We start from the raw sequence: 20,456 nt of genomic DNA on the forward strand, positions 1-20,456 counted from the left end.
GCCCGCCGCCGGGATTTCCCGCCGTTTCCTCCCCCTTCCATTCCTATGACGACTTGGCAATTCTGGATTGATCGTGGTGGCACCTTCACCGACATCGTGGCCCGCCGTCCCGATGGCGTTTTGCTGACGCATAAGCTGCTGTCCGACCATCCCGAGCGCTATGCCGATGCCGCCTTGCAAGGCATCCGCGATATTCTGGGGCTGGCTTCCACCGCGCCCTTGGCGGGGATCGAAGCCGTCAAGATGGGCACCACGGTCGGCACCAACGCCCTGTTGGAGCGCAAGGGCGAACCCACGGCGCTCGCCATCACCCAAGGCTTCGCCGATGTGTTGCGGATCGGTTATCAGAACCGGCCCGATATTTTCGCCCTGGACATTCGCCGTCACGCGCCTTTATATGGAAAAGTGGTGGAAATCGAAGGCCGCCACGATGCCGGGGGCCGCGAACTCGCGCCGCTGAATCTGGAAGCCGCCGAGCGGGATTTGCGTGCCGCCTACGACGCGGGCTACCGCGCCCTGGCCGTGGTGCTGATGCACGCTTGGCGGGTGCCCGATCACGAACTGGCGCTCGAAGCCCTGGCCCGCCGCATCGGGTTCACCCAGGTTTCGCTGTCGCATCGGGTTAGTCCGGGGCTGAGGCTGGTCGGGCGCGGCGATACCACGGTGGTGGATGCTTATTTATCGCCGGTGCTGCGCCGCTATGTCGAGCGGGTAACGGGTGGCTTGGTCGGCGGCGATGCCGCGCCCCGGTTGTTGTTCATGCAATCGAACGGCGGCTTGGTCGAGTCCGGGCATTTCCAAGGCAAGGACAGCATTTTGTCGGGTCCGGCGGGCGGCATCGTCGGGGCGGTGGCGACGGCGGGGGCGGCGGGTTTCGGCAAGATCGTCACCTTCGACATGGGCGGCACTTCCACCGATGTGGCCCATTATGCCGGTGAATTGGAACGCGCCCTGGAAACCGAACTGGCCGGGGCGCGGCTGCGCGTGCCCATCCTGCATATCCATACGGTGGCGGCGGGGGGCGGTTCCATCCTAAGTTATGACGGGCTGAGTTTCCGGGTGGGACCGGAATCCGCCGGGGCCAATCCCGGCCCGGCCTGTTACCGGCGCGGCGGGCCGTTGTGCGTGACTGATGCCAATGTCAGGTTGGGCAAGCTCCGCCCGGAATTCTTCCCCCAGGTGTTCGGCCCCGCGGGCGATTTGCCCTTGGATGTCGCCAGCGTCGAGCGCGGTTTCGCCGAATTGGCGGCGGCGGTACAGGCCGCGACGGGCCGGGACGCGACGCCGGAAGCGGTGGCCGAGGGTTTCATCGAAGTCGCCGCCACCAATATGGCCGCCGCCATCAAGCGGATTTCGGTGCAGCGCGGCTACGATCTGGCCGATTACACCCTGTGCTGTTTCGGCGCGGCGGGCGGTCAGCACGCTTGCCGGGTGGCGGATCGCTTGGGCATCGCCCGGATTTTGCTGCATCCCCTGGCCGGGGTGTTGTCGGCCTATGGCATGGGCTTGGCCGATTACCGGGTTTTGAAGGAGCAAGCCGTGGTGGCGGTATTGGACGAGGCTTTGATGGAGCGCTTGGCGGCCCTGCTCGCCGACCTCGAAAGCGCCGGGCGGCGGGAATTGGCCGGGCAAGCCGTCGCGCCGGAACGGATCCAGGCCCGGCCCCGGCTGATGTTGCGCTACGAAGGCACGGAGACCACGTTCCCGGTGGCTTTCGGCGAACTGGCCGGGCTGGAACAGGATTTCGAGGCGCAGCACCGGCAGCGCTTCGGCTTTGTCTACCCGGACAAGCGCTTGCTGGTCGAAACCGCCGTGGTGGAAGTCATCGGTTTGAATCCGCGCCCGGATAGCGTGGTCGCCTTGCCCGCAGCGGGTTCTTCCCCGCCCGCGCCCATCGCCCGTGTGCCCATGTATTCCGGCGACCGCCACCACGATACGCCGGTGTTCCGGCGCGAGCATTTAGCGGCGGGCACCCGGCTGATCGGCCCGGTCCTCTTGATCGAGTCGACCGCCACCACGGTCATCGAACCGGGCTGGTGCGGGGAAATCACCTCGCGCGGCGATTTGGTCCTGACCCGCGCCGTGGCCTTGGCGCAGGAATCCGCCGGGGACGCCGGGGTCGATCCGGCCCGGCTGGAAATCTTCAACCGCCAGTTCATGTCCATCGCCGAGGAAATGGGCTACACCCTGCAAAACACCGCCCATTCGGTGAACATCAAGGAACGGCTGGATTTTTCCTGCGCCCTGTTCGATGGCGCGGGCGATTTGGTGGCGAACGCGCCGCATATCCCGGTGCATCTCGGTTCCATGGGCGGCAGCGTGCGGGCCTTGATCGAAAACCACGGCCACGAACTGCGCCCCGGCGAGGCTTGGCTCCTCAATTCGCCCTACCACGGCGGCACCCATCTCCCCGATATCACCGTCGTCACCCCGCTGTTCGACGAAGCGGGCCGCTCCATCCTGTTCTATCTGGCCTCGCGTGGCCATCACGCCGATGTGGGCGGCAGCACGCCGGGTTCCATGCCGCCTTTTTCCCGGAGCATCGACCAGGAAGGCGCGTTGAGTCCGGGCCTCAGGCTCGTCGAAGCCGGGCGGATGCGCGAGGACGCCGTGCGGGCTTGGCTGGCCGATGGCCCTTATCCCGCCCGCAACCCGGAACAAAACCTCGCCGACCTCCGCGCCCAGGTCGCCGCCAATGCCAAAGGGGCCGAGGGTTTGCGGCGCTTGATCGGGCGCTATTCATTGCCCACGGTGCGGGCCTACATGGGCCATGTGCAGGACCATGCCGAAGCGGCGGTGCGGCGGGCCATCGAGCGGCTGACCGATGGCGAATTCGCGGTCGAGATGGATTCGGGGGCGGTGATCCGGGTGGCGGTCGCTATCGACCGGGAACGGCGGGCGGCGCGGATCGATTTCACCGGCACCTCGCCCCAACAGCCCGACAACCTCAACGCGCCCGCCGCCGTGTGCCAAGCCGCCGTGCTGTATGTGTTCCGCACCCTGGTCCGCGAGGATATCCCGCTCAACGCCGGTTGCCTGCGTCCCTTGGAAATCATCATCCCTGCGGGGTCCTTGCTGAATCCGCGCCCGCCCGCCGCCGTGGCCGCGGGCAATGTCGAGACTTCCCAGCAGATTTGCGACGCGCTGTACGGGGCTTTGGGCGTGCTGGCGGCCTCGCAGGGCGGCATGAACAACTTCACCTTCGGCAACGCCCGCCACCAGTATTACGAGACCGTGTGCGGCGGGGCGGGCGCGGGCCGGGGTTTCGACGGCGCGGATGCCGTGCAGACCCATATGACCAATTCCCGTATCACCGACCCCGAAATGCTGGAATGGCGCTTCCCGGTGCGGCTGGAAAGCTTCGCCATCCGCCGGGGCAGCGGTGGCGCGGGGACTTGGCGCGGCGGCGATGGCGTGGCGCGCCGCATTAGGTTCCTGGAACCCATGACCGCCGCCATCTTGTCGGGACGCCGCCATCACGCGCCGTTCGGGCTCAAGGGCGGGGCGGCGGGTGCCAAGGGATGCAATAACGTGGTGCGCCAGGATGGCACCGTCGAGGCACTGGATTTCCGGGCCGAGGTGGCGATGGCGGCGGGCGATGTGTTCGTGGTCGAAACGCCGGGCGGTGGAGGCTATGGCCCTGCGGACACCGGGCCTGGGCCGTGAACACAAATAGCGCGATCCTGGTCGCGGCGGTGCGCAACGAAGGGCCGTGGCTGCTGGAATGGATCCTCTACCACAAGCTCATCGGCTTCGATGACATCTTGATTTTTTCCAACGACAACGACGACCACGGCGATATCCTGCTCGACCGGCTCGCCGCCTTGGGTTTGATCCGGCATGTTTCCACCACCGACCATATCCCCGAGGACCAATCGCCCCAGGAATTCGCCTACCAATCGGCCATGCGTTCCGATTATGTCCGCTCGTTCCGCTGGGTATGCGTGTTGGATGCCGATGAATTCCTGTGTTTCAAGCGCCATGCGCGGCTACCCGATTTTTTGAGGGACCATGAGTGGTGTTCGGTGATTTATATCAACTGGTTTCTTATGGGTTCCGGCCATCGCTTCCGGCGCGGGCCGGAACCGGTGATCCAGCGTTTCACCAAGGGTATCGCCAACCCGTTTATAAAAACCCTCGCCAAAACCCAGGTCATTGCGGGCTGGAAAGACCCCCATCTACCCGAACTCCGGGTGGAAAATACCGTATTTACCCGGCAGGTTCCCGCCCATGGAAATTCCGGGGAGGCCGCGCCCCATTATATTTACCAGCCGGATAGGGCCATCGTCCAGGTGAATCATTATGTGGTGAAATCCCTGGAGGAATTCCTGATTAAGCGGGGACGCGCTAGGGGGGCTGCCAGTATCGGCGGTATCCGGCGCGGGGCGGTGGAATCCCAGCGCGATCTCCTGTTTTTCGTCGCCCATGATTGGAACGGCATCGAGGATACCACGCTGGCCGGGCGCTACGGCACCTTGGTGGGCGAAGCCATGCGTGGATTCGTGGAGCGATTCCAAATCGGCGACATACTGCGCGGCATCGAAACCCGGTATGTCGAAAAAGTCCGGCAGGCCATCGCCGCCGCCGGAATCGATCCTGGGATACCCTGTGGCCAAACCTCGCCATCCGCCTTGATCCTCAAGCGGGAATTGGGCGATCAAGTGGACGATGGGTTATTGGCCTGCTTCGACGGCGACTGGTATCTCCGGCGCTATCCAGATGTCGCGGCGGCTTATATCCATCCCCTATTGCATTATGTGCTATATGGTCGCCAGGAAGGCCGTGAATGGCGGTCCTTATAATCGACGGGAGCGATGTCATGCGAAGAGTTTGCGTTTTCTGCGGCTCCCGGTCGGGGGCGCGGCCCGGATACCAGGAAATGGCCGGACAACTGGGCCGCCTACTGGCCGGGCGCGGCGTGGAACTGGTCTATGGCGGCGGCAATATCGGCCTGATGGGCGTGGTGGCGGATGCCTGCCTCGCGGCGGGCGGCGGCGTGATCGGGGTGATCCCCCGGTCCCTGGTCGGGCGCGAGGTCGCGGGCCGGGCGGTGGAACATGTCGGCCTGACCCGGCTGGAAGTGGTGGATTCCATGCACGCCCGCAAGGCGCGGATGGCGGAATTGGCCGAGGGTTTCATCGCCTTGCCCGGCGGCTTCGGCACCTTCGAGGAATTGTTCGAAATCCTCACCTGGGCGCAGCTCGGATTCCACCGGAAGCCCGTCGGCCTGCTGAACGTGGCGGACTATTACCGGCCCTTGCTGGCGCTGTGCGACCAGGCGGTGGCGGAGGATTTCCTCCGCGCCGATGACCGGGGCTTGTTGCTGGACCGGGCCGAGCCTTCGGCCTTGCTCGAAGCCCTGGCGGCGTACCGGCCCGTGGCGGTGGAGCCGTGGCTACACGAGGAGCGGGAGCTATGAAGCCTTCAGCAAGTCGGCGATCAAGCCCCGGTGCTTCTCGGCCTGTCGCGCCCTCCGCATCCGGTGGGCGATGACGATGGCGCGTAGTTCCCGCAAGGCCACGGCGAAATCGTCGTTCACCACCAGATAATCGTATTCCCCATAGTGGGACATTTCGGAAATCGCGTCGCCCATCCGGCGGGCGATGGTGGCGGGATCGTCCTGGCCGCGCCCGGTGAGGCGCTGTTCCAAGGCCGCGAGCGACGGCGGCAGGATGAAGACCGAGACGCTGTCCGGCAGCAGGGTCCGCACCTGCCGGGCGCCTTGCCAATCGATTTCCAGCAACACATCCCCGCCTTGCTCCAAGGCCGCTTCCACCGTGGCGCGGGCCGTGCCGTAATGGTTGTCGAACACGCGGGCATGTTCCAGGAATTCACCCGCCGCGATCATGCGCTCGAATTCGGCCCGCTCCACGAAGCGATAATCCCGCCCGTCCTTCTCGCCGGGCCGCGGTGCCCGCGTGGTGTGCGATACCGAGACGGTGAAGCCGTCCATCCCCTTGCGCAGCGCCTTCACCAAGCTGGTTTTGCCCGCCCCCGAAGGCGCGGATACCACGAACAGCGTACCCTTGCACATTGCCATACCCGTATCTTGTGGATTGTGAAGGTTGCGGATTATCGCATAGCGGGGCGGTGCCGCCGTGGGGGAAGGGAAAAAGCCCGGCTTAACGAGGGATGTGGGGGGAGGGGTTAAGCCGGGACGACGGGAGCGTCTGTCCGTCAAAAAACATGGCCCGCGACTCCAAGCAAAGATGGTGCCAGCATCACGGAGCAAAGCGGGGCCGGAAATTCAAGGGCTTGGCGTGTCGTCTCCGTGGATGGGGCCGGGATCGGCGTATATCCACCTGGGTGTTGGTGCATAGGCCCCGTATGACAGCGGGCTTGCGGTATCCCGGATTCTTCCGTAAGCTGGATTTATGTGATGTTATCACAATGCCTCCAGCCGCCTACGGAAGACCGCCATCATGCACCGCGCCCTTGCCCCATTCACCCTTTCCGCCTTGATTCCCCTGGCCCACGCCGAGGAGGCCGCCCAGCCTTTGGAGGAAGTCGTCGTCAGCGCCCCCTTGGAGCAAAAGCTGTCCGAGGTCGCCCGGCCCGCCACCGTGCTGACGGGCGACGAACTGGATTTGAAAGTGGGCTCCACCATCGGCGAAACCCTCAAGAGCGAAGCCGGCGTCACCAGCCAGTCGTTCGGTCCCGGTGTCGGCACCCCGGTGATCCGGGGCCAGAGCGGTCCCAGGGTCCGGGTGATGAGCAACAGCCTCGGCAATGGCGACGTGGCCCAGCTCAGCCCCGACCACGCCAACAGCATCGAACCGGTGCTGGCCGACCGGATCGAGGTCTTGCGCGGGCCCGCGACCCTGCTCTATGGCAGCGGGGCCATCGGCGGCGTCGTCAACATCCTCGACAACCGCGTCCCGGAACGGCGGGCGGAACAGCCGGTTTCCGGCGTGTTCGAGCAGCGCTATAACTCGGTGTCCGACCAGAGCATCAGCAATCTCAAGCTGGAGGGCGGGCAAGACCTGTTCGCCTTCCATCTCGACGGCTTCTACCGCGACGGCGGCAACCTGCATATCGGCGGCCCGGCCATCGCCGAGAACGCCGCCCGCCAGAGCGACGCCGCCTTGCAGGGCGTGGATATCCAGAATTCCGAGGGCGTCATCCCCAACACCAGCGCCCGGGCCAAGGGCGGCACGGTGGGGTTTTCGCTGGTGGGGGAACAGGGGTTCGCCGGGGCCTCGATCAACTACCTGGGCAACAACTACGGCATTCCGCCGGATGGCGCGGGCGGTCCCGACACCCGCATCAACATGAAGCAGACCCGCTACGACTTCAAAAGCGAACTCAAAAACCCGCTGGCCGCCGTCGAGGCGTTGCGCCTCCGCTTCGCCCATGTCGATTACACCCACACCGAACTGAGCGGGGGCGAGGCCGCCACCCTGTTCAACAACCAGACCTACGAGGGACGGTTGGAACTGGCCCACGCGCCCATCGGGCCGGTGAAGGGCGTGCTGGGTTTCCAGGCGGTGTCCAGCGATTTCAGCGCGATCTCGATGGAAGACCCGGTGCCCCTGGTGCCGAATTCCCAAATCCAGAACTACGGGGCCTTCGCGGTCGAGTCGTTCGCCTACGGGCCGGGCACCTATGAACTGGGGCTCCGGGGCGAATCGGCCTCGGTGTCGCCACAGGGCGGGCCGAACCGCGATTACGCGCCGATCAGCGCCTCCGGTTCCGGGCAGTGGAAGATCAATGAAGCCCACGCGGTCAGCTTCGCCGTGACCCGTTCCCAACGCGCCCCCCAGGTGCAGGAGTTGTTCTCGCACGGCATCCACGACGCCACCCACAGCTATGAAAGCGGCGACCCCAACCTCAAGCTGGAAACCTCCTACAACCTCGACCTGGGCTACCGCTTCAAGGCGTCGTGGATGAGCGCCGAACTGAACCTGTTCCAGAACTGGGTGAACGATTACATCTACCAGCAACAGACCGGCGGCGTGTTCAACGACGATCTGGGCGTTTTCCAGGCCAGTTGTTCCTCGCCCGGCGCGTGTTTCCCGGTGGTGCAGAGCGCCCAGGCCGACGCCACCTTCAAGGGCTACGAGGCCAAGGCCACCTTCCCCTTGATGGAAAACCGCTATGGGATGGTCGATTTGACCTTGTTCAGCGATTTCACCCGCGGCGAGTTCGTCGCGGGCGGCGATGTGCCGAGGATGCCGCCGCTGCGCTATGGCTTCCAGGTCGATTACGCCTACGACGACCATTGGTCGTCCAACCTGCGCCTGACCCGTGGCGAGAAGCAGGACCATCCGGGGGCCAACGACACCGAGACCAATGGCTATGTGCTGTTGAATCTGGCCGTGCAATACGAGGTCCAGGCGTTCGAGGGAGCCAAGCTGCGGGTGTTCGCCCAGGGCAACAACCTGCTGGACGACAACCTCCGCAACTCGACTTCGTATCTCCGCAATTTCGCGCCCGAGCCGGGGCGCGGGGCGGAATTGGGCGTGCGGGTGAGCTACTGAGCCATGGTGGCCGGGATCGAATCCAGCCTCTACGCCCTGGCCGCCGGTCTCGTGGTCAGCCTGATGGCCTTCTCCGGTGCCTTCGTGCTGTGGCTGCCGCCCGAGCGCTTGCGGCGCTGGGTGCCCAACCTGGTGGCGCTGGCGGTGGGGGTGTTGCTGGGCGATGCCTTCATCCACCTGATTCCCGACGCCGTAGCCCGGCAGGGCGATGTGGGCGGGGTCTGCCTCGCGGTGCTGGGCGGCTTGTTCCTGTTTTTCGTGCTGGAAAAATGGGTGCGTTGGCGGCACGACCACGCGCCCGCCGAGGGGCCGGAAGTCGACAGCGCGCAGCCCATGGCCCGCATGAACCTGATCGGCGACGCCGTGCATAACTTCATCGACGGCATCCTCATCGCGGGCAGCTTCTGGGCCGATCCCTGGATCGGCGCGACCACCACCCTTGCCATCGTCGCCCACGAGATTCCCCAGGAGATCGGCGACGTGGGCGCTTTGATCCAGGGCGGCTACCGGCCCGCCGAGGCCATCCGCTACAACTTCTATTGCTCCCTGACCGTATTGCCCGGCATCGCTGCCACCCTGTTGCTCGGCCATTACGCCGAGGCTTCGCTGGCCCTGCTGCTGCCGATGGCGGCGGGCGGGTTCATCTATATCGCCGCTTCCGATTTCATCCCCGCCCTGCATGAACCCGCCGCCGATACCGGCTGGGGGCAAGTGCCCGCCTTCGCCCTGGGCGTGGGTTTCATGCAGTCGGTGGTGGTCCTCGAACCCTTGATCGCCACCCATTGATTCCCCCGCAGGAGATTCCCATGGCCAGCGCCGCCCCTTTGTCCGCCCCCATGGCATGGCCCCAGGCCATCGAAACCGCCCAGCCCGCCGATCTGGCCTTGATCTACCGGCCCGAGGTGAACCTGTGCGTGCTGCGCCGCCCGGTCGCGTCCGGCCTGGAAGGCTTCGTGGCGCGGCTGTTGTCCGGCCCTTGGCGCTTCGAGCGCGAACTGCGGATCGGGACGGAAGCCCCGTCGTTCCAATCCTTGCTGCCGGAAGAAGTCCTCGCCCTGCCCGGTGCCGGGGCGTGGCTGGCCGATGTCGGGTTTCTGGTGGAACTGTTCCGCGATTTGTTCGAGCCGGAAGGGCTGGGCCTGCGGCTCAGGGTTTTGGAAACGGCCATGTGTCCGCGTTTCCATGTGGATCATGTACCGGTGCGCTTGGTGTGTACCTATGGCGGCCTCGGCACCGAATGGCTGCCCGATGCCGCCGCCGACCGCGGCAAGCTGGGCCAGGGCGCTTGCGGCCAGCCGGACGAGGTTTCCGGCTTGGTCCTCGACCCTGGATCGGTGCGGACCCTGCCGGCCTATGCCATCGGCCTGCTCAAGGGCAACCGCTGGGAAGGCGGCGAAGGCCGGGGCGTCGTCCACCGTTCGCCCACGCCGACCCCGCAACAGCCGCGCCGTCTGCTGTTGACCCTGGACCCGCTGTGAAGCGGATTTCCCTCTCTCCGAACCGCCTGCCCAGGAGCAAGCCATGACCGACACCGCCCCCATTCCCGTGACCCTCCTCACCGGCTTCCTCGGCGCGGGCAAAACCACGCTGCTGAACCGCATCCTCCAGGAACCGCAGGGCCAGCGCATCGCCGTGATCGAGAACGAGTTCGGCGAGACCGGCATCGACAACGAATTGCTGATCCAAGCGGGCGAGCAAATCGTCGAGATGAACAACGGCTGCATCTGCTGCACGGTGCGCGGCGATTTGCTGCGCATCCTGGGCGACCTGGCCGACCGCCGCGAGGTGGGCGACATTCGCTTCGACCGGGTCGTCATCGAAACCACCGGGCTGGCCGACCCGGCCCCGGTGGCGCAGACCTTCTTCCTGGAGGAAAACATCCGGGAGGATTACCGGCTCGACGCCATCCTCACCGTGGTGGACGCCAAGCACGCGCCCGCGCAGTTGGACCGGCATCACGAGGCGCAGGAACAGGTGGGCTTCGCCGACCGCATCCTTTTGTCCAAGACCGATTTGGTGGACGCCGCCGCCTTGGCGGACCTCGAAACCCGGTTGCGGGCCATGAACCCGCGCGCGCCCATCCAGCCGGTGCATTTCGGGAAGACATCGTTGCGGGATATCCTGGATATCCACGGCTTCGACCTCGACGCCATCCTCGGGATCGAGCCGGATTTCCTCAACGACCTCGGCCATGGACACGACGACGAGGTGCATTCCTTCGTCTACCGCGCCGAGCGTCCGTTCGACGCCGCCAAGCTGCTTGCCCTGATGGATTTATTGATCTCCGAATTCGGGGCCGACCTGTTGCGCTACAAGGGCATCCTGCATATCGCGGGCAATCCCAACAAGATCGTGTTCCAGGGCGTGCATAGGCTGCTGGATGAAAGCCTGGGCGCGCCCTGGCGCGACGATGAAAAGCGCGAGTCGGTCCTGGTGTTCATCGGGCGCAACCTGCCCCGCGAGCAGATCGTCGCCACCCTCAAGACCTGCCACGCCCATGGCTGAGATAACGCGCCTGCCGATCCTGGTCCTGACCGGCTTCCTGGGCAGCGGCAAGACCACCTTGTTGAACCGGCTGCTGCGCGATGGGCCGCGCACGGCGGTCCTTATCAACGAATTCGGCCAGACCCCGGTGGACCATGAGTTGCTGGAACGACAAGACCTGCCGTTGATGACCCTGTCGGGCGGCTGCCTGTGCTGCCAGATCAAGGGGGCGCTGGCCCCGGTCTTGAAGAACCTTTGGCTGGCTTGGGGCAAGCCCGGTGCGCCCCGGTTCGACCGGATCGTCCTGGAAACCAGCGGGGTCGCCAGTCCCGAGCCGGTGCTGGATACTTTGCTGCGCGACCGCTGGCTGGCCGGGCACTACGCCTTGCAGGGCGTGGTCGCCACCCTGGCGGTTCCGGCGGCGGCGGGGCAGATCGACCATTTTCCCGAAGCCAAGGCCCAGGCGGCCTGGGCGGATGCCTTGCTGTTGACCCAGGCCGACCTCGGCACGCCCGCCGATCTCGCGCTGCTTGAATCCCGTTTGGACGCTTTGGCCCCCGCCGTGCCGCGTTTCCAGGCCGCGCACGGTGCCATCGACCCGGCGGCGCTGTTGGCCGCGCTGGCGGGCGGTGGGCGCAAACTGCCCGGCGGCGGGGAGGTGCCCGGACATGGGTTCCGTAGCCTCTCCCTGCATTTGCGTACCGCCGTGTCCTGGCCGTTGTTGCGGGAAGTCCTGGAAAACTTGCTCGACCGCCACGGTGCCCGGCTGGTGCGGATCAAGGGCGTGGTGCATCTGCGCGAGCGCTTCGAGCCGGTAGCGCTGCACGGCGCGGCGGGGCGTTTATATCCCCCGGCGGCGCTGGCCGTGCGGGCCGGGCAGGATGGCTTGGGTCGGCTGGTGTTCATCACCGCCGGACCCCTCGACGGGCTGGATAGGGAATTGCTGGAAGGCTTGCGCGGCCATCTGGCCGAAGGTTCGTTGCGCTGGCATTGAAGCGCGGCGGCGCCGGACGCCGGTCAAGCCTGGGCGGCGAGGCGGATTTCCAGGAAGGTGACATCGTCGTCCAGCCGGATGGCGTTGGAATATTTGAGCAAGGCCGCTTGCAGCGCTTCGATCCTGAGCCCGGCCCGCGGATAGTCCAGGCTTTGCAGGATGGCCAAGAGTCCTTCGGTTCCCAATAGCCGCCCCTGGTCGTTTTGCACCTCGACGGCCCCGTCGCTGAACAGCAGCAGGCTGTCGCCCTCCGCCAAGGCCACTTCCAATTCCTCATACTGGGCTTCCCCCACCACGCCGAAGGGAAAACCGGACACGCGCAATTCTTCGATGGCCCCTGTGGCCCGGCATAGGAGCATGGGCGGGCCGCCCGCCGAGACGAAGCGCAGGCGCTTGGCCGCCACATCCAGCATCCCGCATAAACCCGTGGCGAAGGATTCGTCCTTGGCGACCTTGCCCAGTTCGAGGTTCATGCGCCGGGCGAATTCCGCGGGGGTGGCGAGGGTGTCCGAAGCGCGGACCCAGAGCGAATTCAGGTGCATGGTATGGAGCGCGGCGGCGAAGCCATGGCCCATCACGTCGGCCAGGAAGAAGCCGTAGCGGTCGCCGTCCAGGGGGCGGATGGAAAAGAAGTCGCCGCCGACCAGGTCATGGGGCAGATAGAAGGTCGAGAACGCCACCCTGGGATCGGCGGGCAGGTCGTGCGCCAGGGACAGGCTTTGGATCCGTTGGGCGCGTTCCAGGTTGGCGTAGGACTCGCTGAAATCGTGGAAGGTCTCGATGCCGCCGACGATGGTGCCGTCGCCATCGCGCATCGGCGAGACCGAAACCACCAGGGGCACCCGCCGTCCGTCCTTGGCCTTGGCGAACAGCAGCACCGGATAGGTGGCGGATTTGCCGGTGATGATGCTGCGGTGCAGGGGACAGAACTCCTCGCCGCAGAGTTGCCGCCCGTCCTTGTCGGTATGGCAGAGGAGGTTGTCCGAGCATTTGCGCCCGATCACCTCCTGGGAGCGCCAGCCGGTGATCCGTTCCGCCGATTTGCTCCAATAAACAATGCGGCGCTCCGTGTCGCAGACGTAGAGGCCGTCGTTCAGCGAGTCCAATAGGGACCTTGAGAATTCGTAGGTGTCGTTTTTCATGGCGGTGCTTGCCGGGATGGCGCTGGGGAAGTGGGGGGCGATGCGGGGCGGTCCCCGCCACCTAAGCATGGCGTAGTTTTACGGGGTCGTAATGCCTTGGACGGCCCATCCCGCCGCTTGCCTAAAACTGTTTAAACCGGGTTCAATATGCGTTCGACCTCGCGTCGTCAAACCGATAACTGCCAACGAGAAACCTATGAGCAAACCCAAGAAAGTCGCACTCCTCACCGCCGGTGGTCTGGCCCCCTGCCTCAGCACCGCCGTGGGTTGCCTGATCGAGCGCTACAACGAAATCGATCCGTCCATCGAGATCATCGCCTACCACGGCGGCTACAAAGGGCTGCTGCTGGGCGACTCTTACACCATCACCCCGGAAGTCCGCGCCAACGCCGGCCTCCTGCTCAAGTTCGGCGGCTCGCCCATCGGCAATAGCCGGGTGAAGCTGACCAACGTCAAGGACTGCGTGAAGCGCGGCCTGGTCAAGGAAGGCGAAGACCCGCAGAAGGTCGCCGCCGACCAACTGGTCAAGGACGGCGTGGACGTCCTCCACACCATCGGCGGCGACGACACCAACACCGCCGCCGCCGACCTCGCCGCCTTCCTGGCCAAGAACGGTTACGGCCTGACCGTGATCGGCCTCCCCAAGACCGTCGATAACGACGTGTTCCCCATCAAGCAATCGCTGGGGGCCTGGACCGCCGCCGAACAGGGCGCGCGCTACTTCTGGAACGTGGTGGCCGAGACCGGCGCGAATCCCCGCATGTTGATCGTCCACGAAGTCATGGGCCGCAACTGCGGCTGGCTGACCGCCGCCACCGCCCAGGAATACCGCAAGCTCTTGGACGGCGCTGCTTGGCTGCCCGGTATCGGCCTCAGCCGCGACTGCTATGAAGTCCACGGCGTGTTCATCCCCGAGATGGAGATCGATCTCGCCGCCGAGGCCGCGCGCCTCCGCGCCGTGATGGACAAGCACGATTGCGTCAATATCTTCATTTCCGAAGGCGCGGGTGTCGAAGCCATCGTCGCCGAGATGCAAGCCAAGGGCCAGGAAGTGCCACGCGACGCCTTCGGCCATATCAAGCTGGACGCCGTGAACCCCGGCAAATGGTTCGGCGAACAGTTCGCGCAGATGCTGGGCGCGGAAAAGACCCTGGTGCAGAAGTCCGGTTATTTCGCCCGCGCCGCCGCTTCCAACGCGGAGGACATCCGCCTCATCAAGTCCTGCGCCGATTTGGCGGTGGAATGCGCGATGCGGCGCGAGCCGGGCGTGATCGGCCACGACGAGGACAACGGCAATGTGCTGCGGGCCATCGAGTTCCCGCGCATCAAGGGCGGCAAGCCGTTCGACATCGACACCCCGTGGTTCGGCCAGATGCTCGAAGACATCGGGCAGGCCAAGGGTGGGAAGGTCCACGTTAGCCACTGAGGTTTGACCGTGAAGGAGGGCGGGCAGGGTTAAACTGTCCGCCTTTTTTTATGTCCAGTCGCGGGAGAAAACTAGGCGATGAAGATTGAACGGCTGATTCTGGAAAACTTCCGTGGGGTCGGCAAAGCCTTGGAACTGCCGCTGGAACCGGATTTGACGGTATTGGCCGGGGTGAATGGCTCGGGTAAATCCACGGTATTGGATGCTTTGGCTATTTTGCTGTCGTGGGTGGTGGCGCGGGTTCGGCGGGCGGGTGGTTCCGGCCAGCAAATTTCCGAATTGTCCATCCATAATGGGGCGGGATATGCGCGTATCCGCGCGGAATCCAGCGTCCCGGAAAACCTATCTTGGCAATTGGTGAAAACCAGAAAGGGCCATGCCCAGCCCGCCAAAGCCACGGAATTGGAAGCGCTCTCGAAATATACGAGGTTGATTCAGCAGCAAATTTCGGAAACCCAAAGCCAGTGCAATATTCCAATTTTTTCTTATTATCCGGTTAACCGTGCGGTTTTGGATATTCCCTTGCGTATCAGGCAGTCGCATGATTTTGGTTTATTGGATGCTTGGGATGGGTCTTTAGTTGGCGCGGTGAATTTTCGCCATTTTTTCGAGTGGTTTCGTAATCGCCAAGATTTTGAAAACGAAAAGACAACCGAATTACTACAAGAAATATTTGAAAGCTCTTTCCGCCTTTTGGAAAACGGTAATTTGGTGGCGTTCCAAGATATTCAATTAACCGCCGTGCGCCAAGCTTTGCAGGTATTTTTGCCTAATTTTGAGAGATTGACAGTTCATAGAAAACCCTTGCGGATGACGGCGGTAAAAAATAACCATGAAGTCCAGGTAGATCAACTTTCTGACGGAGAAAGATGTCTGATTGCTCTGATTGGAGATTTGGCCCGGCGTTTGGCAATCGCCAATCCAAATATGGCGAATCCTTTAAAGGGAGAAGGAGTCGTATTAATCGACGAAATAGACCTGCATATCCATCCCGCTTGGCAACGGACCATCCTGAAAAACCTAACCCGCACCTTTCCAAACTGCCAATTCGTGGTTTCCACCCACTCCCCGCAAGTTTTGGGCGAGGCCGAAGGCCGACAAATCCGCTTATTGGTACAGGATGAGGAAAACGGCCTGACCTATTCCACGCCGCAACAAGCGAAAGGCTTGAGCAGCAATGAAATACTCGACGAATTGATGCGACCCGATGGCGATACCTTGGCCCGCAATAGCGAGATTCAACGGCAGTTGGACGACTTATTCCTCTTGATCGATCAGGATAAATTCAAAGAAGCCAAAGTCGCGATAGCGCGGATGAAACAGGAATTGCAGGGCGATATTCCCGAGTTGGTGCGTGCGGATGCTTTGCTGTTCATGCTCGAACCGGATGACCAAGCATGAGGGCTATTGTGAAAAGCCCTGAACCAAAGGAGCTAACCGAATATCGCTGCCAGCCGGACGCGGTTTACGATGGACCGCTGTTTACGCCGGTCAAACAGGCGATCCGGGCGCAGTTATTGCGGGAGCAGGGCTATCTGTGCGCTTATTGCATGAAGCGGATTGGCGTGTGGGAGATGAAGGTGGAGCATTGGCATTGCCAAGACCACTACCCGCATGAACAATTGGATTATCAAAATCTGCTGGGAGCTTGCCAAGGGCACGAAGGCGAACCCTATTCCCAGCAAACTTGCGATACCCGGAAAGGCAACCGAGATTTGAAATATCATCCGGCCCATCCGGGCCATCGGATCGAAAGCCAGATCAGCTTTCTCGGCAATGGCAAGGTGGGGTCGGCGGATACTGATTTTGATGGGCAGCTTAATGGGGTGCTTAATCTCAATCTGCCCCGTTTGCTGGGAAATCGCCTGGCGGTTTGGAACGCGGTCCACGATAGGCTTTCCCGGAAAGCGGGTAGCCGCACACCCGCCGAAATCCAAAAGCTCATCGACGACTGGAGCGTCTCCGACCAAGGCGGACAGTTGCGGGAATACTGCGCGGTCGCCGTCTATTATCTACGCAAGCGGCTCAGGGCCATGCGGGCGTGAAACCCGGCTTCCATTTGGCACATCCCCTTCACAAAACCCGCTTTTTCAGGAACCCCCTTCATCGTCCCGGCCACAAACGATACCATTCCCCGGCCCCGGATCCGGCCCAGCGCCGCCGGGGTTCTCCCGGCCCCGGTAAAAACCAGAGGAATCTCAATGTCTTGGAATCAATTATTGCGTGCTTGGTGGGTCCTGCCCTTGCTGTCCCCCGCGACGGTGGCCGCGCTGACGGCGGATATACAAGGGGTGCGGTTGCAGCCGGAGATGGAGGCCGCGAGCTGCGTCGCCATCGCCGGGGACTATCCGGGCGTCAGGATCGAGGCCGACCAGCCGGGCCAGACCGCCAGGATTTGCCACAACGCCTCGCGGGTCAATTCGATCAGCATCGCCAACGCCACCCTCATCGCCACCGCGCCCCTGCAAAAGGAAATCGTGATCCGCTTCGAGCATGATTTCCCGTCCGGGGTCAACGGCAAGATCACCGCCAGGACCAAGCTCCAGGGTTATTTCGCCACCGAGAGCGGCGTGGGCGTGCCCACCGGCGACAAGCTCAATCTGCGCTCCCTATTCGCGCAGGGCAAATCCGAGGACCCGATTGCCGAAGCCTTCGATTTCACCGTGGGCGAGGAATTGGATTCGGCCATGTTCGAGCATTCCGCCAAGAAACAATATCTGGCGGTGGGGCCGCGCAGCCTGCGGGGCATCCTCAAGATCAATTTCAAAAAGCCTGGCCATAAGGTGACGTTTCCCGACAAATGCGTGATTTCGTTGGATACCGGCTACACCCTCGCCGACAAGCTCGACACCATGGATTTCCCCGCCGAGGAAGGGGCCGCGCCGGGCGGCGAGACCCCCGCGGGCGAGGCCGCGCCGCCATCGCCGGCCGCCCCGCAGGATTTGGAGCCGGTGACTCCGCCCAAACCCAAGAAGGAAAAGGCTCCGCCGCCGTCCGCTCCGGCGCTCAATTTGCCGCCATTGCATAATCCGCCCGGCCTCGAACCCTTGCCGGATGCCAAGACGCCCTGAAAGCGTATTGTTCCGTAGACAAAAACAAACCCGGCGTGGGTCGCCCCCGCGCCGGGTTTGTCGTTTTCAGAGCTTCCCGCCGTGCTACATGGCTTTGAACGCCGGCTCTCCCGGCTGGGGCGGGGGCAGGGGCGCGGATTGCGGCTTCACGTCCAGCGATTGTCGGCGGACTTCCCGCAGGCGCTGTTCCAGCTTGATGATGCCTTGTTCCAAGGAGGCGTCCATCACCACCACATTGCCCATCGACAGGATGATGCGGGTGAGTTCGGGAATCCGGGTGCCGCTGGTCGAGGAAAGATAGACCGGCTGCACGTACAGCACCGAATGCCCGACCGGCAGCACGATGATGCGGCCCCGCAGCACCTGCGAACCTTTCTGGTCCCACAGCGAGAACTGCCGCGAGACCTGCGGGTCTTGGTCGATCAGGGCGCTGACCTGGGCCGGGCCGTCCACCTGGATTTCCCGGCTGAAGCGGTAGAGCGCGATTTGCTTGCTATAACCCTGGGTGGGGGCGATGTTGGCGCCGATGGTGGGCGTGCCCGCGACCGCCAGCACGCTGAGGTTGCTGCGGGCGATGGGCGTCATCGGGTTGATGAGGATGAAGCTCTGCTGGTTGTCCAGGTAATCCTGCAGGGTGGTCGTGAAATAGAACGGCTTCATCACATTGCCGTTGACCTTGGCGAAATCCCAGGTTTCGGCCTGTTCGTAGAACAGTTCCGGGGCGGTCTGGTGGTAGCGGGCGTAGATTTTCATCTGCGCCGTGAACTGGTCCTTGGGATAGCGCAATTGTTCCTTCAGGGCCGGCGGCAGGGTGTTGATGTCTTTGAACAGCCCCGGATAGGCTTTGCGGTAGCCCTGGATGATGGGGTCGTTGGGGTCGGCGACGTAGTAATCGACATGGCCGGAGAAGCTGTCGATCACGATCTTGACCGAGTTGCGCAGGTAGTTGAAATCCTGGTCTTCCCGGTCGTTGTTGAAGCGGGCGGAGGAGCGCTTGGAGACCGGATACCAATCCGAGGTGGTATAGGCGTCGATGATCCAATGCAGGCGCTTGGAGGTCACGACGATATAGGGATCGTGGTCGAGCTGCAGGAAGGGGGTCAGCGATTTCACCCGGTCCACGATGTTGCGGTGGAACAAGGCCCGGCTCTTATCGTCGATATTGATGGAGAAGAACAAATTGCGGTCGCGGAAATACAGCGCGAACAACAGCTTGCGGAACAACGAGGAAATCGGCACGCCGCCGCCGCCGGTGTAGTTGAAGCTGGATTCCTCGTCGAAGCTGGGAATGCCCACGATGTTCAGCTTGTTGGGGACGATGGCGTAGGTCAGGTCTTCCTCGCCGTAATAGATATCGGGTTTCTCGATGCTGAAGCCTTCCTTGGTTTGCAGGTTCAAATCCCGGAGATACCAGCGCATCGGGGTTTCGCCGTCCTGGGCGGCGGGCGTGACGACCACGCCATAGCCGTGGGTATAGCGCAGATGGGTGTTTTCCCAGTTCTGGGCGGCTTGGGGGAGCCGGGTGATATTGACCTCGCGGGCGGCGAGGTTCACCTGATAGAGCTGGTTGTTGATGAGGTAGCGGGCCACGTCCACATCGGTGAAATGGTAATAGGGCCGGATGCCCTGCATTTGCTGGTAGACATCGTCCAGGAATTCGGGGTCCCAGACCGGGATGTTATAGAGGTGGGCGCGGAGTTCGGGGTCCAGCACATCCTCTTCGGGCAGGCCCGGCACCATGTCGATGATCTTGATGTTTTTCAGGTCGTAGGCGGCGAGGGTGGCGTCGATGTTGTTCTGCATGTACCCCCGTTCGGTCTTGACCGGGTTGGGCTTCACGATGAACTTGTCGATGCCTTGGGGGATGGAATCGATCTTGCGGAGACCCACCGACACCAGGAACAAGGCCGCCAGACCCACGACCAAGGCCAGCCCCAGCCGGTTGCGCCGGTTCAGGTAATGCAGCGCCGCGATCCCCAGGCCGAACAAGCTGGCGACCGACAGCCAGATCAGGGGCAGGTGATAGTGGAAATCCACGAAGCCGGGGCCGAAGAACTGCGGCTCGTGGGCATCGGTATAGAGCAGCTTGAAGCGGTCGAGGACGAAATCCCAGCACAGCACCAAGGTGGTGAGCATCACCAGCCCCGCCATATGCAGCTTGGCCCCGGTCGGCCAGGGTTTTTGCCGTCCCGGTAGCAATTGGTGTTCCAACAGATAGAGGACGCCCACGCCCAGGGTGAGGATGATCGCCGCCATCAGCAACTCGAACTGGATCAGCTCGAACACCGGGTAGGAGAACAGATAAAAGCTGACATCGTTGCCGAACACCGGATCGTCGATGCCGGCCTCGGGCCCGAACACGAACAATAGCGCCTGTTGCCACTGGTCATAAAATGGTAAGGCGATGGCGATGGCGAGGATCAGGGAAACCGGGATATAAACCTGCATCGACCCGGTTTGGAACAGGGCGAGGAGTTTCCGGTAGCGGCTGGTTTCGCCGCGGCCGAGGCGGGCGAAGGCGTCCTCGTCCACGCCCAGGAAGCGCGAGGCCGCCAGGAAGTTCAGGAAGAAGATCAGGAAGAAGAATAAGGTGACGCTGCCCGAGAGGATATAGCGGTAGAGCAGCTTCAGCCAGAAATAACCGCCATACCCCAACTCGCTATGCCACCAATAGTCCACGATGAAGTCCGTGAGGGCCATGCCCGACGCCAACAGCACCCCGGCCAGCACGAACACCGCCAGGGCCATGACCATCAGGAGCCTTTTCCAATTTCGCATAGAGTCCTCGTGGATTTTTTGATTGTTGTGTGATCGACGCGGGGAAGGGGGGCGGTGTCGGCGTATCCGCCCGCGGGGCTG

Annotated in this window: 15 protein-coding genes; 12 read left to right on the plus strand and 3 right to left on the minus strand. The window is 63.3% G+C overall.

The window, feature by feature from the left end; genetic code table 11:
• Nucleotides 1–45 precede the first annotated feature (45 nt).
• Genes K5658_RS01820 through K5658_RS01830 form a run of 3 tightly spaced genes read left to right on the plus strand, consistent with a single transcriptional unit; the run spans nucleotide 46 to nucleotide 5,419 of the window.
• A complete protein-coding gene (locus K5658_RS01820; RefSeq protein WP_221065289.1) occupies nucleotides 46–3,666 on the plus strand; it encodes a hydantoinase B/oxoprolinase family protein in 3,621 nt (1,206 codons plus the stop codon).
• On the plus strand, nucleotides 3,663–4,802 hold the full coding sequence (locus tag K5658_RS01825; RefSeq protein ID WP_221065290.1) for a glycosyltransferase family 2 protein: 1,140 nt from the start codon (nucleotides 3,663–3,665) through the stop codon (nucleotides 4,800–4,802). The genes K5658_RS01820 and K5658_RS01825 overlap by 4 nt, the downstream gene beginning before the upstream one ends.
• A gap of 17 nt (nucleotides 4,803–4,819) precedes the next feature.
• The gene (locus K5658_RS01830; RefSeq protein WP_221065291.1) at nucleotides 4,820–5,419 is read left to right on the plus strand and encodes an LOG family protein; all 600 of its coding nucleotides are present in this window, start codon (nucleotides 4,820–4,822) and stop codon (nucleotides 5,417–5,419) included.
• Here K5658_RS01830 and gmk read toward each other — a convergent pair.
• On the minus strand, nucleotides 5,414–6,034 hold the full coding sequence (gene gmk, locus K5658_RS01835) for a guanylate kinase (protein ID WP_221066884.1): 621 nt from the start codon (nucleotides 6,032–6,034) through the stop codon (nucleotides 5,414–5,416). The genes K5658_RS01830 and gmk overlap by 6 nt on opposite strands.
• Nucleotides 6,035–6,422: 388 nt before the next feature.
• Here gmk and K5658_RS01840 point away from each other — a divergent pair, with 388 nt between their 5' ends.
• The 5 genes from K5658_RS01840 to K5658_RS01860 are packed head-to-tail and all read left to right on the plus strand — an operon-like array spanning nucleotide 6,423 to nucleotide 11,958.
• A complete protein-coding gene (locus tag K5658_RS01840) occupies nucleotides 6,423–8,480 on the plus strand; it encodes a TonB-dependent receptor (RefSeq protein WP_221065292.1) in 2,058 nt (685 codons plus the stop codon).
• A 3-nt stretch (nucleotides 8,481–8,483) separates the two neighbouring features.
• On the plus strand, nucleotides 8,484–9,266 hold the full coding sequence (locus K5658_RS01845) for a ZIP family metal transporter (protein WP_221065293.1): 783 nt from the start codon (nucleotides 8,484–8,486) through the stop codon (nucleotides 9,264–9,266).
• A 20-nt stretch (nucleotides 9,267–9,286) separates the two neighbouring features.
• Nucleotides 9,287–9,958, plus strand: coding sequence for a DUF1826 domain-containing protein (locus K5658_RS01850; RefSeq protein WP_246628546.1), 672 nt, complete (start codon nucleotides 9,287–9,289; stop codon nucleotides 9,956–9,958).
• Between the two features lie 43 nt (nucleotides 9,959–10,001).
• Nucleotides 10,002–10,985 (plus strand): CobW family GTP-binding protein, encoded by a 984-nt coding sequence (locus K5658_RS01855; RefSeq protein ID WP_221065294.1) that lies wholly within the window; start codon nucleotides 10,002–10,004, stop codon nucleotides 10,983–10,985.
• Complete coding sequence (locus tag K5658_RS01860; protein WP_221065295.1) at nucleotides 10,978–11,958, plus strand: CobW family GTP-binding protein; 981 nt, start codon at nucleotides 10,978–10,980, stop codon at nucleotides 11,956–11,958. The genes K5658_RS01855 and K5658_RS01860 overlap by 8 nt, the downstream gene beginning before the upstream one ends.
• Nucleotides 11,959–11,981: 23 nt before the next feature.
• Here K5658_RS01860 and K5658_RS01865 read toward each other — a convergent pair whose 3' ends face one another.
• Nucleotides 11,982–13,100, minus strand: a complete 1,119-nt coding sequence (locus K5658_RS01865; protein WP_221065296.1) for a SpoIIE family protein phosphatase — start codon at nucleotides 13,098–13,100, stop codon at nucleotides 11,982–11,984.
• 196 nt (nucleotides 13,101–13,296) lie between these two features.
• Here K5658_RS01865 and K5658_RS01870 point away from each other — a divergent pair, with 196 nt between their 5' ends.
• The 4 genes from K5658_RS01870 to K5658_RS01885 all read left to right on the plus strand — a co-directional run bounded on the left by K5658_RS01870 (nucleotide 13,297) and on the right by K5658_RS01885 (nucleotide 17,597).
• Nucleotides 13,297–14,526 carry a pyrophosphate--fructose-6-phosphate 1-phosphotransferase gene (locus K5658_RS01870; protein ID WP_221065297.1) on the plus strand — a complete coding sequence of 410 codons (1,230 nt, stop codon included), beginning with the start codon at nucleotides 13,297–13,299 and terminating at the stop codon, nucleotides 14,524–14,526.
• 78 nt (nucleotides 14,527–14,604) lie between these two features.
• Nucleotides 14,605–15,927, plus strand: coding sequence for an AAA family ATPase (locus K5658_RS01875; RefSeq protein ID WP_221065298.1), 1,323 nt, complete (start codon nucleotides 14,605–14,607; stop codon nucleotides 15,925–15,927).
• Between the two features lie 8 nt (nucleotides 15,928–15,935).
• Nucleotides 15,936–16,571, plus strand: coding sequence for a retron system putative HNH endonuclease (locus K5658_RS01880; RefSeq protein ID WP_221065299.1), 636 nt, complete (start codon nucleotides 15,936–15,938; stop codon nucleotides 16,569–16,571).
• A 156-nt stretch (nucleotides 16,572–16,727) separates the two neighbouring features.
• Nucleotides 16,728–17,597 (plus strand): hypothetical protein, encoded by an 870-nt coding sequence (locus K5658_RS01885; protein WP_221065300.1) that lies wholly within the window; start codon nucleotides 16,728–16,730, stop codon nucleotides 17,595–17,597.
• Nucleotides 17,598–17,681: 84 nt separating this feature from the next.
• On the opposite strand, the gene K5658_RS01890 is transcribed toward K5658_RS01885, so the two are convergent.
• A complete protein-coding gene (locus tag K5658_RS01890; RefSeq protein ID WP_221065301.1) occupies nucleotides 17,682–20,375 on the minus strand; it encodes a UPF0182 family protein in 2,694 nt (897 codons plus the stop codon).
• Between the last annotated feature and the right edge of the window lie 81 nt (nucleotides 20,376–20,456).

It is taken from the genome of Methylomagnum ishizawai, from assembly GCF_019670005.1.
GTDB classification, from domain to species: Bacteria; Pseudomonadota; Gammaproteobacteria; order Methylococcales; family Methylococcaceae; genus Methylomagnum; species Methylomagnum ishizawai.